This is a genomic window from Empedobacter tilapiae (assembly GCF_004785645.1).
GTDB lineage: Bacteria > Bacteroidota > Bacteroidia > Flavobacteriales > Weeksellaceae > Empedobacter > Empedobacter tilapiae.
This window is the reverse complement of record NZ_SRPE01000016.1, coordinates 1-17,998: the sequence shown is the minus strand read 5'-3', so window position 1 is coordinate 17,998 and position 17,998 is coordinate 1. Positions and strand designations below refer to the sequence as shown.

16 protein-coding genes and 1 pseudogene are annotated in these 17,998 nt (G+C 29.9%); 16 read left to right on the top strand and 1 reads right to left on the bottom strand.

From position 1 onward, the window contains the following. Positions 1-60: 60 nt before the first annotated feature. Positions 61-639, top strand: a complete 579-nt coding sequence (locus E4J94_RS16670; RefSeq protein ID WP_135836915.1) for a hypothetical protein — start codon at positions 61-63, stop codon at positions 637-639. Positions 640-774: 135 nt separating this feature from the next. Here the strand turns inward: E4J94_RS16670 and E4J94_RS16665 are convergent, their stop codons facing one another. Next, on the bottom strand, positions 775-1,020 hold the full coding sequence (locus tag E4J94_RS16665) for a hypothetical protein (protein WP_135836914.1): 246 nt from the start codon (positions 1,018-1,020) through the stop codon (positions 775-777). 602 nt (positions 1,021-1,622) lie between these two features. Here E4J94_RS16665 and E4J94_RS16660 point away from each other — a divergent pair. The 15 genes and pseudogenes from E4J94_RS16660 (at position 1,623) to E4J94_RS16590 (ending at position 17,008) form a co-directional block, all read left to right on the top strand. Then, positions 1,623-3,134, top strand: coding sequence for a T9SS type A sorting domain-containing protein (locus E4J94_RS16660; RefSeq protein WP_168801906.1), 1,512 nt, complete (start codon positions 1,623-1,625; stop codon positions 3,132-3,134). A gap of 2 nt (positions 3,135-3,136) precedes the next feature. After that, positions 3,137-3,949, top strand: coding sequence for a hypothetical protein (locus tag E4J94_RS16655; RefSeq protein WP_135836913.1), 813 nt, complete (start codon positions 3,137-3,139; stop codon positions 3,947-3,949). Positions 3,950-4,164: 215 nt separating this feature from the next. Next, positions 4,165-6,426, top strand: a complete 2,262-nt coding sequence (locus tag E4J94_RS16650; RefSeq protein ID WP_221411303.1) for a hypothetical protein — start codon at positions 4,165-4,167, stop codon at positions 6,424-6,426. A 13-nt stretch (positions 6,427-6,439) separates the two neighbouring features. After that, on the top strand, positions 6,440-9,946 hold the full coding sequence (locus E4J94_RS16645) for a DUF6443 domain-containing protein (protein ID WP_135836911.1): 3,507 nt from the start codon (positions 6,440-6,442) through the stop codon (positions 9,944-9,946). Then, on the top strand, positions 9,930-10,403 hold the full coding sequence (locus E4J94_RS16640) for a hypothetical protein (protein WP_135836910.1): 474 nt from the start codon (positions 9,930-9,932) through the stop codon (positions 10,401-10,403). Before E4J94_RS16645 ends, E4J94_RS16640 begins: the two co-directional genes overlap by 17 nt. 189 nt (positions 10,404-10,592) lie before the next feature. Beyond that, positions 10,593-12,230: an RHS repeat-associated core domain-containing protein gene (locus E4J94_RS16635; protein ID WP_135836909.1), complete on the top strand. Its 1,638-nt coding sequence runs from the start codon at positions 10,593-10,595 to the stop codon at positions 12,228-12,230. Between the two features lie 2 nt (positions 12,231-12,232). Continuing rightward, positions 12,233-12,655 carry a hypothetical protein gene (locus E4J94_RS16630; protein WP_135836908.1) on the top strand — a complete coding sequence of 141 codons (423 nt, stop codon included), beginning with the start codon at positions 12,233-12,235 and terminating at the stop codon, positions 12,653-12,655. 277 nt (positions 12,656-12,932) lie between these two features. Continuing rightward, positions 12,933-13,148 (top strand): hypothetical protein, encoded by a 216-nt coding sequence (locus E4J94_RS16625; protein WP_135834090.1) that lies wholly within the window; start codon positions 12,933-12,935, stop codon positions 13,146-13,148. 116 nt (positions 13,149-13,264) lie between these two features. After that, complete coding sequence (locus tag E4J94_RS16620; protein WP_135836907.1) at positions 13,265-13,447, top strand: hypothetical protein; 183 nt, start codon at positions 13,265-13,267, stop codon at positions 13,445-13,447. A gap of 167 nt (positions 13,448-13,614) precedes the next feature. Next, a complete protein-coding gene (locus E4J94_RS17865) occupies positions 13,615-14,562 on the top strand; it encodes an RHS repeat domain-containing protein (RefSeq protein WP_317129233.1) in 948 nt (315 codons plus the stop codon). Then, positions 14,540-15,202 carry a hypothetical protein gene (locus E4J94_RS16610; RefSeq protein ID WP_135836906.1) on the top strand — a complete coding sequence of 221 codons (663 nt, stop codon included), beginning with the start codon at positions 14,540-14,542 and terminating at the stop codon, positions 15,200-15,202. The genes E4J94_RS17865 and E4J94_RS16610 overlap by 23 nt, the downstream gene beginning before the upstream one ends. Positions 15,203-15,456: 254 nt before the next feature. After that, positions 15,457-15,648: a hypothetical protein gene (locus E4J94_RS16605; protein WP_135836905.1), complete on the top strand. Its 192-nt coding sequence runs from the start codon at positions 15,457-15,459 to the stop codon at positions 15,646-15,648. Further along, positions 15,645-15,692, top strand: a pseudogene (locus E4J94_RS17955) (hypothetical protein); the annotation flags it as partial. The gene E4J94_RS16605 and the pseudogene E4J94_RS17955, both read left to right, overlap by 4 nt. A gap of 111 nt (positions 15,693-15,803) precedes the next feature. Continuing rightward, positions 15,804-16,439 carry a tlde1 domain-containing protein gene (locus E4J94_RS16595; protein ID WP_168801905.1) on the top strand — a complete coding sequence of 212 codons (636 nt, stop codon included), beginning with the start codon at positions 15,804-15,806 and terminating at the stop codon, positions 16,437-16,439. 128 nt (positions 16,440-16,567) lie between these two features. Continuing rightward, a complete protein-coding gene (locus E4J94_RS16590) occupies positions 16,568-17,008 on the top strand; it encodes a hypothetical protein (RefSeq protein WP_135836903.1) in 441 nt (146 codons plus the stop codon). Positions 17,009-17,998: the final 990 nt, after the last annotated feature.

Below are 17,998 nucleotides of genomic sequence, written 5' to 3'. Positions count from 1 at the left end.
GTTAGTTATTCATTCAAAATATGAAGCATTTTTCTTAAATTAGTGTTTAAACGAAAAAATATGAAAGCTTTATATACTTTATTTACAATTGTTTGTTTGTCACAATTTAGCTATGCACAATATTTCACTTTAACATCAAATGGATTTGTTTCATCCAAAGACAAGACAGATTATATTGTAATTGATAAACCCAATACCAAAAAGAATGAGTTATACAGAAATGTATTATCAGCTTTATCGAGTATGTACAAAGATCCAAAAGAAGTATTGAGTTTAGCTGAAAATGAAAGTATAACAATCAATGGATATGAACCAAAATCGTTAGCAGTAAAGCAAAAAACAAATTATTTGCAAATAGGTAAATCAACTATCGAATATGATTTGTCTTATTCGATTACAATGCTCTTTAAAGATGATAAAATACGAATTAATCGACCTTCTTTCGAAGCAAGAAAATGGAATTCAAATACTGGATATTATGAATATCTTGTGTTGAACGAAACGAACAAAAACAAAAATTCTATTTACAATAAGAAGAATGAAGTTGATTATCCTGATGCGATAACTGGTTTAGAGAATCATTTTAATAAGCTGATACAAGAAATTTTAGAAAAATCGAATAATATCAATAATTGGTGAAAATTATTTCAATAGACTATTGAATTGTATATTATCTGTTGAATAGTTGAATTTACAATCGGAAAAAGTTAATGCATACTATCAATTGTAATCTGAGACATTAGGCAGATGTATTTAAAACTCGAAAAAGCTAGGTTATTGGTATAAACTCGAAAACCCATCTTTATCTATTTGTTTATCATTTACCTTTGAAGATAACAAGGCATGCTTTTTTAATAAACGTATACTAGGAGATTTAAACGTCCAACTCATAGGTCTATCTAAAAAATAGTAAAACTTTCCATTCACCATTTTGATCTCAATAAGGTACAGATAATATTTATTAATTGCATTACGAAGTCCGATACTTGTTATCAATTCTATTTGATCTGTGTGATACATAACATTATCAATCTTAAGCCCTTCAGCTTCTAATATAACTTTGCATAGATGAATGTTCTTTTTTAGACGAAGGTATCCAAAAATAGATATAAGAGATACAGAAATTATGCAAAACATAATCAGACAAAGCAACAAAGTAAAATCTCTATCAGCTAAGATGATTATAGGAACCATAACGAATAGTACGATTGGTCCAAAAATGACAAAAGAATACATTAAATAACTTTGATTCAAACGCTTTATTTTCATAAAAATGTACCAATTAGTGATTAAATTTCACTATCAAAACTACAAATTTTAATAATTATATTTCATAACATTGTTTATAGAATATAATCAGTTCAGTATTTGGAAAAAAAATCTGCTCCATGCAACATCTAAAACAATTAATTTTCTCAAATTCTTCATAGTTTTTTTATTTCCATTTCTGTAAAATACAATCTCATTTTTAGATTTATCTTTTACGAGAAACCGTAATTTTTTGAAAAATAATTGATGGATCTTTGTAAGATAAAGGTCTAGATGAATATTGGGTTTTTATTAAATATCAATCATTTACAGAAAAAAGTAGTATATTCGATTACTAATTAACACTAATATATATGAGAAAAACTTTACTCTCAGTTTTCTCCCTATTTTCTATGCTTACAATTTCTGCACAGCAGGATGTTTTGTGGGAAAAAACATTTGGAGGCGAACAAGCAGAATATCTCTATCATGCAATACCGACACTTGATTATGGTTTTTTAATTTTAGGAAGTTCTGCTTCTGATGCAACAGGTGATATTCAAAAGAAAAATCAAGGAGGTTTAGACTATTTCATCTGGAAAATGGATGAAAATGGAAATCAAGAATGGCAAAATTCTTTTGGAGGAGATGGAGACGATTTATTGAAATCAGCAATAACAACTCCCGACGGAGGCTTTCTGCTAGTAGGTTCTTCCAATTCTTCAAAATCTGGTGATAAAACCGAAAAAGCTATTGGTATAATGGATGTTTGGATGATAAAATTAGATCCAACAGGAACTATTCAATGGCAAAAAACAATTGGAGGTTTAGGCAATGATGAGGCTTTAACGGTAATTAGAACGACTGATAAAGGTTATTTAATTGGTGCAAATTCTGATTCTCCCAAATCAAACATAAAATCACAAGACAACTTTGGTTCCAATGATTTTTGGATCATTAAATTAGATGAAAAAGGAACTGTTTTATGGGAAAAAACAATTGGTGGAGAGCAAGAAGAGGCCTTAAAAACAATAGTTGAAACAAAGAATGGTTATTTAATTGGAGGTATTTCAAATTCCAAAAAAGGTGAATTAAAATCTCAAGATAGTCATTATTTAAGTAGTGTTTGGCTTGTTGAATTAAATAAAGAAGGAGAAATTATTCAAGAAAAAACACTTGAAAATGATCAACAATCTAATTTAGTTTCGTTGAATTCTACTGAGAATAAAATAACTTTAGCATTTAGCTATTCAGCAAAAAACGAATTAAAACTAGTTGAATTAGATGAAAATCTTTCATTTTCGAATGAAAAGTCGAAAGAATTTAAATCTTCTATTCAGATTAATTCCGTTTTACCACTTGAAAATGATTATCTAATCACTGCAAATACGATCGGTTATAAACATAAAAGTACTACAAATCAAAATCAATTAGAGAGCAAATACCTGGCTTTTTATTTTGATAATCGTTTCGAAGAAAGCTGGAAAAAAGAGATTGGAAAAAATGAAAGTTTTAGCTATTTAGAAAAAGTGATTCCAATGCGTGATGGTTCGTATTTATTGGTAGGAAATTCGAATAATGGTAGTGCAGCAAAAGGGCAAGACGATTTTTATTTGGTAAAATTAGGCGATAAATCTTCGCAAGAAAAACGTACCTATATCGAAGCTTATCCAAATCCTACACGTGATTTTGTGAATGTTTTAATCAACAAAGAGTTTGAAAAAGCGGTTATTGAAGTTTACAATTTAACAGGACAACATTTACAAACCAAAGAGGTGAAATACCGTTCAACACCTATTTCTTTAGGTAATTATCCAGCTGGTGTTTACATTCTAAAAATCAACACCGACAACCAAACTGAATCTATTAAAATTATTAAAAAGTAATTATGAAGAAAAATGTAGTTTCACTTTTATTATTAGCTTCAGGAAGTGTGTTTGGACAGGCTATAATAGGAGAAAATAGTAATAATTATAATATAGATTTATATCCTAAAACACCTGAAGCATATGCTTTTGCAAAATTCGTTGACATTCCTGAAGGTAGCTATACAGGGGTTGCAAACTTTAATATCCCTATTTACACAATTCAGGTAGACGGCTTAAGTATACCTATACAACTAGATTATTCAACAGCCGGTGTTAAAGTAGATGAAATAGCTTCAAGAGTTGGTTTAGGATGGAATCTTAATGCAGGACCTTCATTAACAATGCAAGTTGTAGGGGCAAGAGATAAGTTTGATACAAGAAAAATTTTTGATCCAGGGACATTTTTTCCAAATGATGCAACAAGTGCAAATAATTTATCTTATCAACAAGCGAAAAATGCATCTGGAAATACACCTGAACCATTAGAAGAATATAAACCTGACATCTATTCTTACAGTATAGGGAATTATTCTGGTAAGTTTATAATAGATTCTCAAAATTTAAGAGGGATACCGATACCATATTATCCAATTGAAATAAAAAAAACAAATGGAACAATAACAATTATAGACGATCAAGGAAATGAATTTTTGTTTTCTAATCCTATGTCAAGTTATAGTTATAATACTTGTGCTTCCGTATTTGGTGAAGTGTCTAATTCTACTTATACATTAGGACAAATTTTAACAAAAAATAAAAAAGTAATTTCTTATGAGTATGAATCTTTTGGTAGAACAATGTTCGCAACTGGTTTTTCTGAACAAAAAAAATAGATGAGATTAAAGCTATTGATTATTCTCATGATATTTCTTCAGATGGATCAGGACCAACTATTAATCCATTTTGTTTATTTTATACATCATCGAATGAACCAGTACTGAAAAAAATAAAGTACGAGAATAATGTAATTGAATTTAATTATAATGCAAATAATAGTAAAAAAGAACGACAAGATTTGCCAGGAGAAGTTTTTCTAGAGGAAATTTTAGTGAAAAATAATCAAGATAGTATTATTAAAAATTTTAAACTAAATCAAAACACAAATTATTTTGCTTCATCATTGCTTGATATTCATCAAGATATTCAAGAACAAATGAGGAAGATTGACAATAGGTTACTGAGAGGAATTGATAAGCGTTTAAAATTAGAAGAAGTAAAAGAAGTCTTATCTAATCAAAAATATACATTAGAGTATTATGAAAATCATCCTTTGGTTAATCGCTTCTCTTTTGCTCAAGACTATTGGGGAGTTTATAATGGTAAAATTGGACAAACAACTTCAATTCCTATTACAATAATCTCTGATTTTAAGGGGAAACCCTCTGTTTATGGAGGAGCTGATAAAAAAGCTAATTTTGAATATGGAGTTATAGGAAACCTAAAAAAAATAAACTATCCAACAGGAGGATTTTTATCTATAGAATATGAAGCTGATCAATATTTTATGGAAGAAAGTCAAGAGGATAATATAATTTTAAATACAGTAACCTATACAACAAGAGATACTCAGCCTTATATAGATTTTAATGTAAAAGATTTAAAAATATTTAATACTGGGCTAGATTTTACAGGAGACAATGATGACGGTTCAGGGATAGAAAAAATAGGAAATTGTAAATTATCAATAATAGATAAATCTACAAATCAAAATATTTATACAACACCTTATCGGTATACTATTGGTGAAAGCCCTTTTCTCACGAATATTGATTTGAAAGATAAAAGCTTTAGAATGTCTATTCAAAAAGGGCAAGATCCATTAACATGGGAACCTGTAGAATGTTTTGCTTCTTTTTCTTGGAATGAAAACGACTATATTAACATTCCAGAACATAATGAAAAAATTGGAACATTACGAGTTAAAAATATTACTTTGGACGATAGTTATTCAAATAAAATTTCTCGTAATTATGAATATACAAATCCAGAAACGACAAAAGAGAGTGGTGTTTTATATGGAGAAAATAGATTTAGAGCCTTTTATACATCATATTTTACTAAAGGTAATTCAGAAACAGGAGGAAAACAAAGAGTTATTACCAATAATCCTGGATGGCAAACGAATACAATTAACGGGAAATCTGTTATTTACAAATATGTGACTGAAACGTATAAAAATCTAAAAAAAGAGAGTGAAAATTACACTAAACTTTCAACATTTAATAATAGTGGATGTTCTACACGTTTTGATGGTTATGGAACATCAAATTTTATATATCCTATATGTAATGAAGCTTTTTTACAAGGAAAGACTGAAGAGGAAATTCTAAAAAACAATGCAAATACAAAAGTTAGACAAACTATATATGATTATAATGAAGACCGATTTTTAAATAAATTTTCATCAAGTGCACTACCAAATCATTCTGGGATAGAATATGGTCTAGATATTACAAAAATAAGCGATGAGTATGGATTTGTATTAGCCAAATTTGATTATGCTTTTTTTTCAATAGATAACACATGGATACAAAATACTAGAACAACAACCACAGATTATTTTCCAAATGGCAGTATAGTAACCACAACAGAAAACCACTATTCCCCAACTTATAAACATTTATATCCAACAAGTGTAATTACTAAAAACTCCAAAGGCGAAACCCTAACGACAGAATATCAATATCCACCAGATTTAGTAAGCGATTACGAACAAAGTGAGATTATGCAGGAGATGGTAAAACGTAATATGATAGCTACACCTGTGATTACAAAATCTATAAATGAACTTACAGTTTTATCTGAACAACGAACATTGTATAAATATTTTCCTGGAACAAGTGGAAATTTAATTTTACCTGAGTTTGTTTATGCTAAAAAAGGTAAAAATACTACTGTGAACGACCGTAAAATAACGTACAACAGTTACGATGCAAAAGGTAATCTAACGCAATATACCTTAGAAAACGGTATTCCTGTTGCGATTATTTGGGGGTATGGAGGACAATATCCAGTAGCTAAGATTGAAGGATCTACGTTTGCTAATGCTACAAGTAAATTAGCAAATTATCTAACTAAAATACAAAGCGGAACTTTGACTGTAGCAGAACAATCGACTATTCGAACATTAATTCCTGACGCAATGCTTACTTCTTATACTTACAAACCATTAATTGGCGTAACAAGTATTACAGGCCCAAATGGACAGAGCGAGTTTTATAATTACGATTCATCCAATCGTTTACAATCAATTGTAAATGAGAAAAATGAAGTGATTAAAACGTTTGAATACAATTACAAACAACCTTAAACCTAACATACTTATGCAACACTTTTATGAAAAAATAATACTAAGTTTTCTTGCAATGTTAGGAATTAACGTTGTGGGACAAGCGCAAACAAAGACTGAAAATTACATTTTAACGAAAGAATTATTAGAAGCAACAACAGATACCACAAAAGCTAATACATCAGCAAAACAATACATCAATAAAATCACTTATTTTGATGGCTTAGGACGAGAAAAACTAAGTATTGTAAGCCCTAAAGCAGGTCTATCTATGGCGGGTTTTAGCAATGTAGGAATGGAGTTTATTAATCCTAGTTTGGCAACAAAAGTAACTTATGATGGATTTGGTCGTGTCGATCGGGAATATTTGCCAGGAGTTGTAGGAGATCTTTCGTATACTGAAGCAGTTACGTATACAGACTATCCAGAAGCTCAGGTGTATAGCCAAAAAAAGTACGAAAATTCACCATTGAATAGAGTTCTAAAACAAGGCGCTCCAGGAGCTACATGGGATGTTAATACGAATCGAGCGATAAGTTTTGATTACCAAACTAATTCTGGAGACAATGTACTGATGTTTGGGATTAATCAAGCCTTGACCAATTCAGGTAACAATATTTCGTTAACGATAACAGGTGCTTATCAGAATGGAATGTTGTATAAAACCACGACGACAGACGAAAATGGGCAGCCTATTATTGAGTTTAAGGACAAAGAAGGGCGAGTAATTTTGAAAAGAATTCAAACAGGTGGCAAAGAATTCAATACCTATTATGTGTACGATATTTATGGGAATTTAGCATGTGTTTTACCACCAAAGTTGATGGAATTAGTTAACAATGGCACGAATGTTTTGAATTATATTTCTTTGTTAAAAGAATTGGCTTATCAATACCGTTACGATGATAAAAACAGATTAGTTGAGAAAAAACTCCCTGGAAAAGGTTGGGAATATATGCTTTACGATAAACAAGATCGTTTGGTTGGAGTACAGGATGAAAACATGCGCAATGAAAATTATTGGGTATTCACTAAATACGACAGATTTGGACGAGTAGCTATAACAGGAAAAACATGGGAAGCTGAAGGTCGAACAAGAGATCAGATTCAAGCAGGAATAAATGATCATTTAGGCAATAATAATGTCAGTAGAGATGCAACTGGCTACAAACAAGACAACATCATAATTTACTATAACGAAGCAGGTTTTGGTTATAACAATCATGTATTAACGGTTAATTATTACGATGATTATCCGATGACGCAAGAAGGAGTTTCGCTTGCAGGAAATGCTTTAGGACAAAGCATTGTGACAGGAGGTAAATTGAAAGGTTTACCAACATTAACTGTAATGCGTAGTCTAGGAACTTGGGAAAATAATGGATGGAATTTTGAGTATAATTACACATTTTATGATAATAAATATTTACGTCCAATAAAAACTTATAAAATTAATTATTTAGGCGGTTCTACAATTGTTGAAAGTGAATTAGACTTTAGAGGAAAAGCCAAACAAGTTGTCACGACGCACAAGCGTTTAAAAACGGATGCACCTCTAAAAGTAACAGAAGTTTTTTCTTATGATAAATTTGAACGATTAACCAAACATACGCATCAGATAAACAGTGGTAAAGTAGAAGTTTTGACACAAAATAATTATAATAATATTGGTCAATTAACCTCTAAAAAAGTAGGAAATACGATGACTTCACCTTATCAAACGGTTGATTATAACTACAACATCAGAGGTTGGTTAACGCAAATAAATGATATTACAAATTTAGGAACAGATCTTTTTGCTTATAAAATAAATTATAACACAAAAGATCAAACCAAAGCAAGTCATAATACGCAAGAATTATTCAATGGAAATATTTCACAAACGTTTTGGTTAACACAAGAAAATTCGTTTTTACGTTCGTATGATTACAAATATGATGGTTTAAATCGATTAACCAATGCGAATTATTCTAACCTAGCTAAAGATTTTGCAGGAACTTACGATGAACAATTAAGTTATGATTACAACGGAAACATTAAAACCCTAAAGCGTTATGGACAAACCGAGCAAGCCACACCACGCTTGATAGACGATTTAGTTTATGATTATGAAAATACCGATAAAAGTAACAAATTACAGAAGGTAACCGATTCATCTACAACTTTAGGTTTTAACGATGGAAACAAAACAGGCAACGATTATGCGTATGACGTTAACGGAAATCTAACCAAAGATTTAAACAAGGGAATAACAGGAATTACATATAATTTCTTAAATTTACCAACAGAGGTTCTTTGGAATGGAAGCAAAAAGATTAATTATGCCTATAATGCAGCAGGTGTAAAGTTGAATAAAGTTGTAACAGACGGCACAAAAGTAAACAAAACTGAATATTTAGATGGTTTTCAGTACAAAGATGGAGTGTTACAGTTTTTTCCAACAACAGAAGGTTATGTCAATGCAATAACAGCAGGAACATTGGCGTATAACTATGTCTACAATTTGACAGATCATTTGGGAAATGTGCGCGTAAGTTATGCATGGGACGATGTCAACAATAAATTAAAAACCGTAAACGAAGACCATTATTATCCATTTGGCTTACAACATAAAGGATACGACAAACCACCTAAAGATATTACAGGAGGAATTGGAAGTGTGGAAATAGGTATTGGTTTAGGAACAAGTTCAGGTTCTGCAAATTATAAGTACAAATACAATGGGCAAGAGTTACAAGATGAACTTGGCTTAAATTGGTACAACTACAGATATCGTAACTATGACCCTGCTATAGGACGCTTCTTTGGTGTTGACCCTATTTCTGAAGACTACTATAATATTAGTACTTATCAATTTGCTCATAATAATCCTGTCTGGAAAATAGAGATTGAAGGTTTAGAAGGAGCACCTACCACAAATAAAGATATTCAAAGTGAAGCTGGAAATAATAAGGCTTATAACGAATGGAAACAACACAATACATCAAAATATAGTTTATCAGAAGCCTTTGGAGCTGGATCTCCTTGGAAATGGTCAAATAGTGCAAGAGTTGTAGCAAATAATTTTGCTACAAGAGGAGCATCTAAAGATGCAAAAGATGCTGTATTGAAGAGAAATGGCCCTATCGCCGAAGATAGTGACAGAGGAAGTGATAGAGGAGCATATAGACACGCTCTATGGAGTGCAATTATGACTAAAGAATACGGAGCAGAAACGGCCAAAAGTGTCGCAGATTCTCATGAAGGAACTACTATTGATATTTCTAATAAAAATAATATAAACAATATCGTACAAGCTGATGGTATTGCTGATGAACTTAATAATCAAATAGGTAGAAAATATGGCGAGGAGCGAAGTTTTGCTACAAAAAAAGGACTTGCATTAACAATTTTAGATATTTTTAAAACTGAAGGTTTATATACCATTAAACAAAATAAAGATGGAACTTTTAATGTAACAAAAACAAATTTATCTGAAAAAGATTGGAAAGATTTAAGAAACAGAATAACAGAACTAAATGATAATGGAAAAGATAAATAATATCATCAAAACTTTATTTTATATATTTATTTTATTCTTTATTATCAATTGCCAGAATAGAAAAGATAACTTTTATAATTCGGTAAATTCTTATTATTCTTCATGTAAAGAAAAGAAAAAGTGCTATTTTAATTTAAAAGATTGTTTTGTATTTGAATGGGATAAATTATATATTTTTAATAGTGAGAATTATCCCGAAGCAGATAAAGAAGAAATTAGTAAAATTATTGGGGTAGAATATAATAACACAAGGAGTAATCAAGAGTCATTATTAATATTTATTAAAAATAATAAAATAGTTTTCGAAATTAAGGATTCTTATAATTTTAATAATATATCACCTTATTTATATGTTGATTTTCCAAATTTAAAAGATAGATATATCGTACCTTCAAATTCTAAATTTAAGATATCTAAAAGAGATGATGGTGGATATCTATTATTTAAAGAAGAGTAATAAGGTCTGGTAGCGCATCAGAGGTATTACTATCTTACAACATATTCATTACAAGTGAAATAATTCACAATACCACAAAAGGCAAACCTCGGTTTGCCTTTTGTTATTTTATCAGTTTTAGTAGATCCTTTATTTCTTTATTGGAAATAGAATCTTGCTCGCTTTTATCGTAAAGAAAAAGTAGGTAAATTGTTTGCAGGAACTTACGACGAACAATTAAGTTATGACCACAACGGAAACATTAAAACCCTAAAGCGTTATGGACAAACCGAGCAAGCCACACCACGTTTGATAGATGATTTAGTTTATGATTATGAAAATACCGATAAAAGTAACAAATTACAGAAAGTAACCGATTCATCTACAACTTTAGGCTTTAACGATGGAAACAAAACAGGCAACGATTATGCGTATGACGTTAACGGAAATCTAACCAAAGATTTAAACAAAGGAATAACCAGAATTACGTATAATTTCTTAAATTTACCAACAGAGGTTCTTTGGAATGGAAGCAAAAAGATTAATTATGCCTACAATGCAGTAGGTGTAAAGTTGAATAAAATTGTAACAGACGGCACAAAAGTAAACAAAACTGAATATTTAGATGGTTTTCAGTACAAAGATGGAGTATTACAGTTTTTTCCAACAACAGAAGGTTATGTCAATGCGATAACAGCAGGAACAGTGGCGTATAACTATGTGTATAATTTGACAGATCATTTGGGAAATGTGCGCGTAAGTTATGCGTGGGATGAAGTAAATAGTAAACTAAAAACCGTAAACGAAGATCATTATTACCCATTTGGCTTACAACACAGAGGATATACTAGCAATTCTCGAGAAATTATACGAGAAAATAGCTTAGTTAAAATTGGTATAGAAATAAATACAAGAGATACTTCTGGTTCTGCTAACTATAAGTACAAATACAACGGCAAAGAGTTACAAGATGAATTAAACCTAAATACCTATGCGTATGGATGGCGCGATTATGATCCAGCAATAGGAAGATTTAATAAAATTGATAGGTTTGCTGAAAAGTACCCTAATTTAACTCCATATAATTATGCTGCAAATAATCCAATTCGTTTTGTTGATGTAAAAGGAGATAGTATATGGATTACTTTTGGAAATAAAAATGAACATAAAGTTCTATATGAAAACGGTAAACTTTTAAATGCAGATGGTTCTGCATATAATGGAAAGGGGGTTAAAATAAAAAAAGACGGTAGTTTAAAAATCACTAATTCATATTTAAATTCAGCTGTAAATAGCTTAAACAGTATATCTACAACGAAAGAAGGTAGTAGTATGTTATCACTTCTACAAAGTTCTACAAATAATTTTTCAATAACGAATACGACTTTCAACCCTGATGGTGATAAAAATCAATATACACCTAACAGCATGGCTAATGCCTCTTTTTGGGAATATATGGGTAAAAGTAATCGAGATGCTATATTATCCACAAATCGACTATCTATAGGCTCTGGAGGAACAATTTATTGGTCTCCAACAAATGAATTAGCAGGTAGTCTGATGACAACCAAGGGTATAAATTTTAATCCGACTACAAATCTAGGACATGAGTTATTTCATGGGTTGGATTCAAATTTTGGATTACTTTCTCGAAGTAAAACAGATGGTCTTTTTGATAGAGAATGGAGGGCTACTTATTTTGAAAATCAATTAAGAAATTCTCTAGGAGCTCCGGCTAGATCTCAATATAATACTAGCAACGGACCTGTTAATTTATTAAATAACAACACAAATCCAAGACCACTTATTGAATATATGATAAACACATTTTCAATTTTTAATCGTTAATTATGAAATATTTATATTTATTTATCTTTCTAATCTTTATAGGGTGTAATTCAAAAACTATAATTTCATTAAAATCTTATGAGTGCTCATTAAATATTAGTAAACGTGATTTTGATAAAAAAACAATCAAAAATGAAGATTTTGATGCCGTTATATTAATAAACAATCATCAAGAAGAATTATTCTTTACTCCTAATATTATAGATTTGTATCCAATTATGGATGATAGCACTTATAATCAAGAAATTCATAAATTCTCTTTATTAGGCAATGATGAAATAGAAGGTATATACAATGAAAAATATTGGAAACAAATAAGAAATAATGATTATTCTTCTTTTGGATATCAAAAAGTTTTACTAGAAAATAAGACAAAATTTGATTCAATATTGAATCAAATTACTTGTAAAAAAATAAGATGGTAGGGTAGTGTATCAGAAGTATTGTTAGACTACAATATATTATTCACAAACAAATTCACAATAAAGTAAAAGGCAAACGTTTGTTTGCCTTTTGTTATTTTATCAGTTTTAGTAAATCCTTTATTTCTTTATCGGAGATAGAATTTTGCTCGCTTTTATCGTAAAGAGAAAGTAGATAAAATATTTTGCAGGAACTTACGACGAACAATTAAGTTATGATCACAACGGAAACATTAAAACCCTAAAGCGTTATGGACAAACCGAGCAAGCCACACCACGTTTGATAGATGATTTAGTTTATGATTATGAAAATACCGATAAAAGTAACAAATTACAGAAAGTAACCGATTCATCCACAACTTTAGGTTTTAACGATGGAAACAAAACAGGCAACGATTATGCATATGATGTTAACGGAAATCTAACCAAAGATTTAAACAAAGGGATAACCGGAATTACGTATAATTTCTTAAATTTACCAACAGAGGTTCTTTGAGGGCGGAGCGTTAAAAAATGTTTTGTAAACATTTTTAGCGAACGAGCCAGATTGTCGCGGAGGAGATAAGATTAGTTATGCGTATGGCGTAAAGTTAGCAATATGTACAGAATCATTTGTTATCAAATGCAGAAGGAACGTATTATATAAATGGATTTCAGTATTCTCTAGCAGCAGGAAAAGGGAATCAATCAATATTACAATTTTTTCCAACAACAGAAGGCTATGTAAATGCGATAACAGCAGGAACAGTGGTGTATAACTATGTGTACAATTTGACAGATCATTTAGATTCATGAGCGAAAAACTTTGATAAAGCTTTTCGTGAAATGACCCGAGTGAAGCGAGTGTACGCGTAAGTTATGCGTGGGACGATGTCAACAATAAATTAAAAACCGTAAACGAAGATCATTATTATCCGTTTGGCTTACAACACAAAGGATATACGAGAAGTGCAACAAGAGAAATTGTAAGAGAGAGTGATTTAATTGAAATTGGTATAGGATTAGCAGCTCCAGGCGGTTCAACATCTGGGTCTGTAAATTATAAGTACAAATACAATGGTAAAGAACTACAAGATGAATTAAACCTAAATCTGTACGACTACGGAGCAAGAAATTACGACCCTGCAATAGGACGTTGGTTTAACATAGACCCGCTCTCGGAACAAATGCGACGTCACTCTCCTTACAACTACGCTTTTAATAATCCTGTCTTCTTCATAGATCCCGATGGGATGGCTCCTGAGCATATTGATCCAACGGAATTTAATAATACAGCTAATGAAAAGAATAAAATAGCAATGAGAAATTTTGTGAATACAAAAGAAGGTTACAATTTTTTTGCTAAATACGCTAAAGCTGGGGATGAAATTGGGGGTGTTAAATTTAATAAAGATGGAGAATATCATAAAGCTGGAATCGATATTAAAGTTACAACGGATGTTAAATCTGATATTGCTTCTGGAGATGGAGGACATACAATGGAAAATGGCAGACTACAATTTAATATGGCTATAGGAAACAATAATTCCACTACTAATCATTTCGTTTCTGATGCAATGGTTACCATTGGTCATGAAAGTTTTGTACATATACTTCCTACATCTAAAGATTATGTAGATAATGGAAAGTTAGATTTTAGTAGTGGTTACGATAAAGACGTTATCAATTTTTTAAAAAACGAATCAGGTTATAAAATAACAGCTGAAAATAATGTCAATGGCTGGATTGATCATTTTACCGAAAAAGCTTCAGGCTCTGCAAGGGATAATAATATTTCTCCAATTTTAAAACAATACTATCAAAAAAGTAATCTAAATGTATCTGAAAAAGGAATTAATACTAAAGCTCATGGCTTTCGTATTGGGGCTACTCTTAATAATAAGTCTGTTGAATATTTACAAAAAAGATAATAATCTGTATTATTCATATAATTTAAATGATGGTTATTATTGGTTAATAAAAGATGATAATTCTTCTATTTATGAGATTGGATTTATGTTTAATAATCTAATAGAAAATCGGACTGTAGATTTGAAAAATTATACAAGGAATAAAACTGAAATGAATTATAAATTGTACGATATAAATAAAAAAAATGATCTTATTTTTAATAATATTTCTATAAGTGAAAATCCTCCAGAGACTAATTTTTTAATTAATCATAAATATGCCTATGATTTGAATATTGATTCAACAGGAAATATAACAGCAAATGTTTATTATCCAGATGAAAAAGTAGGAGGATACTCTTTTAATCTCTCAGAAAATGATTTTAAAATATTTAAAGAAATTTTTTATAATATCACTATAGATGAATTAGATAGAAAACATTTTGTTAAAGATTATAACTCTATTCAATCTATTGTTATAAATAATAAATATGTTTTGAATAATTTTGAATATTTAAATTCAAATTTAAATATTAATGCTATTCTGATGTTTTCCAATTATTTGACAATGAAATACATTGATAAACAATCTCCTAATGATTCTAAATATAGTATTGAATCTTCTAAATATTCAATACTTCCTATACCTGAATCTTGGTAATACTCCAAATAAATTATTCTAATTCAAAATTCACAATAAAGAAAAAGGCAAACGTTTGTTTGCCTTTTTTTATTTTATTAGTTTTAGTAAATCCTTTATTTCTTTATCGGAGATAGAATTTTGCTCACTTTTATCGTAAAGAGAGAGCAGCTAAATATTTTGCAGGAACTTACGACGAACAATTAAGTTATGACCACAATGGAAACATTAAAACCCTAAAGCGTTATGGACAAACCGAGCAAGCCACACCTCGTTTGATAGATGATTTAGTTTATGATTATGAAAATACCGATAAAAGTAACAAATTACAGAAAGTAACCGATTCATCTACAACTTTAGGTTTTAATGATGGCAATAAAACTGGGAATGATTATGCGTATGATGTTAACGGAAATCTAACCAAAGATTTAAATAAAGGAGTAACAGGAATTACGACCCTGCTATAGGACGTTGGTTCAATATCGACCCACTGGCAGAGAAGTATGCTTCAATAACTCCATATAATTATACAATAAATAATCCTATAAATTATATCGATCCTGATGGAAGAGAAGTTAGAATATCATATAATGCAGAAACAGGGGAGTTATCGATTATGGATATGGATAATTATAGAAAAGGATTAAAAACAGTTAATGTTTCCACTAAAGATTACAACGTAAAAGGAATTAGAGATAAAAAGGGTAAACTTATAGCAAATCAAGTTTTAGTAATAAAAGGAGTATTCAGTGGAGGGATTGCAGATGAAAATGGAAATATCAATCAAGGTGACGAAAATGGAACTAATCATCCTAATACAGGAGGTCTACAAGTTCCTGTACCTAATGGAGAATATGATATTCTAGATAATAAAGGAGGAAAACATGATGACTGGTACAGATTAGATCCACAAGATAGTTTTCGATATGATGATACTCATCAAAATTCCCAAAAAAAGGATGGAACTAATAGAAGTAATTTTAGACTACATCTAGGTCTTGAAAGCTGGGGATGTGTCACATTATGTAATTCAGATAGCTCAAGTGATAGAAATTTAGAATGGAATGTTATTAATCAAATAATGGATACAATTTCAAAAACTGAAGTTTCCGATAGACAAGGTAGACAAAGGTTTAACCCTTTTTCTACAAGAACTAAATATGGCACCATGAAAGTTATAGGAATAAGTATTAATCCTAATCAACCTCATAAAATAAAACAATCGTCTGGAGATCCAACAAAATGGATTAAAAATTAATAATATGAAGAAAGCAATAAAATTATTAATCAGTTTACTTTCATTTTTTAATTGTAAAGAGATTAATCATAATAATAGAATACTTAATCAAGTCCAAAAATACTAGATCCAATTAATTAAATCTTATTATGAAACTATTACAAATATTAATTTTTATTATATTTTTTGTCAGTAATTGTTATCCTAAAAAATGTGAAAATTCAACTATAAAAATAGATGAGATTGTCTTAGATAAAATGTATGAGCATGATATAGAGTATTGTACATTAGTTAATAATAGTTTAAAAGGAGACAAATTATCTTTTAAAGAAATTATCTTTTTAGATGTTAATTTTTTAGATGGAGAATCTGCTTATTTACATTCTTATTATATATATATAATAACTAAAAAGTTAGGTGGAAATCATGTGTCTATATTACTTAAAGATTTGAGTGAAAATGAATTAAAATCATATTATTCCATACTAAATTCAGGTATACATTATGAAAATATTAATAAAAATATTAAAAATGAATTCCCGAAACTTTATAAAGAATTATGGAAAAATAAAAATCCTATAAATAATTAAGGAAGGTAGTGTATCAGATTACAAGTAAAATAAATTCACAATATCTCAAAAGGCAAACCTCGGTTTGCCTTTTGCTATTTTATCAGTTTTAGTAAATCCTTTATTTCTTTATCGGAGATAGAATTTTGCTCGCTTTTATCGTAAAGAGAAAGTAGATGAATCGTTTGCAGGAACTTACAACGAGCAATTAAGTTATGACCACAACGGAAACATTAAAACCTTAAAGCGATATGGGGAAACTGAGCAAGTCACACTACGTTTGATAGATTAAATTGATCATTTTATTGTATTCTCCAATAAATCTCCCGATTTCTAGATGAATCTTATATTATATACTTAATAATTGATTCCACTTTCGCTACAATTCTTCTTGATTTCACAACCACAAAGTATCCATTTACTAGATTGAACTTGAGTTTTTGTATGGAAAATTTAGCTATTTGATAAAACTTTCAAAAAATATTTTGCGTTATACCAATCACTTAAGGAAATAATGTAAAATAAATGTAAAGTATGTTTGGAAAAACGAATAATGCAGGCGTATATTTGCAACCTCAATACGAAAGACGAGTAGTGTTGAAATTGACATAAGGGCTTATATAGCGACAAAAATTTATTTAAAATAAAATTTGCGAGTTTAGAAATAAGTATTACCTTTGCAACCCGATTCCGAGAGGAATTTGGGAGTGAGAGTAAGATTGGCTTATTGAAATAAAGACTTAAAAATTTTCGAAATAAAATTTGTCAGTTAAAAAATAAGTATTACCTTTGCAACCGCAAATACCGAGAGGTATTGCTAAGATGAGAAGTTCATTTGAAATTATAAAATAAACAGAAGAAACAAATAGCCGAATAATAACGAAGTCAATCCTTGAATAATGGAGCTATAGGAAATTCGAAGTTGTAAAAAACAGAAGCTCTTGCTTCACACGAAATTATTTACAATGGAGAGTTTGATCCTGGCTCAGGATGAACGCTAGCGGGAGGCCT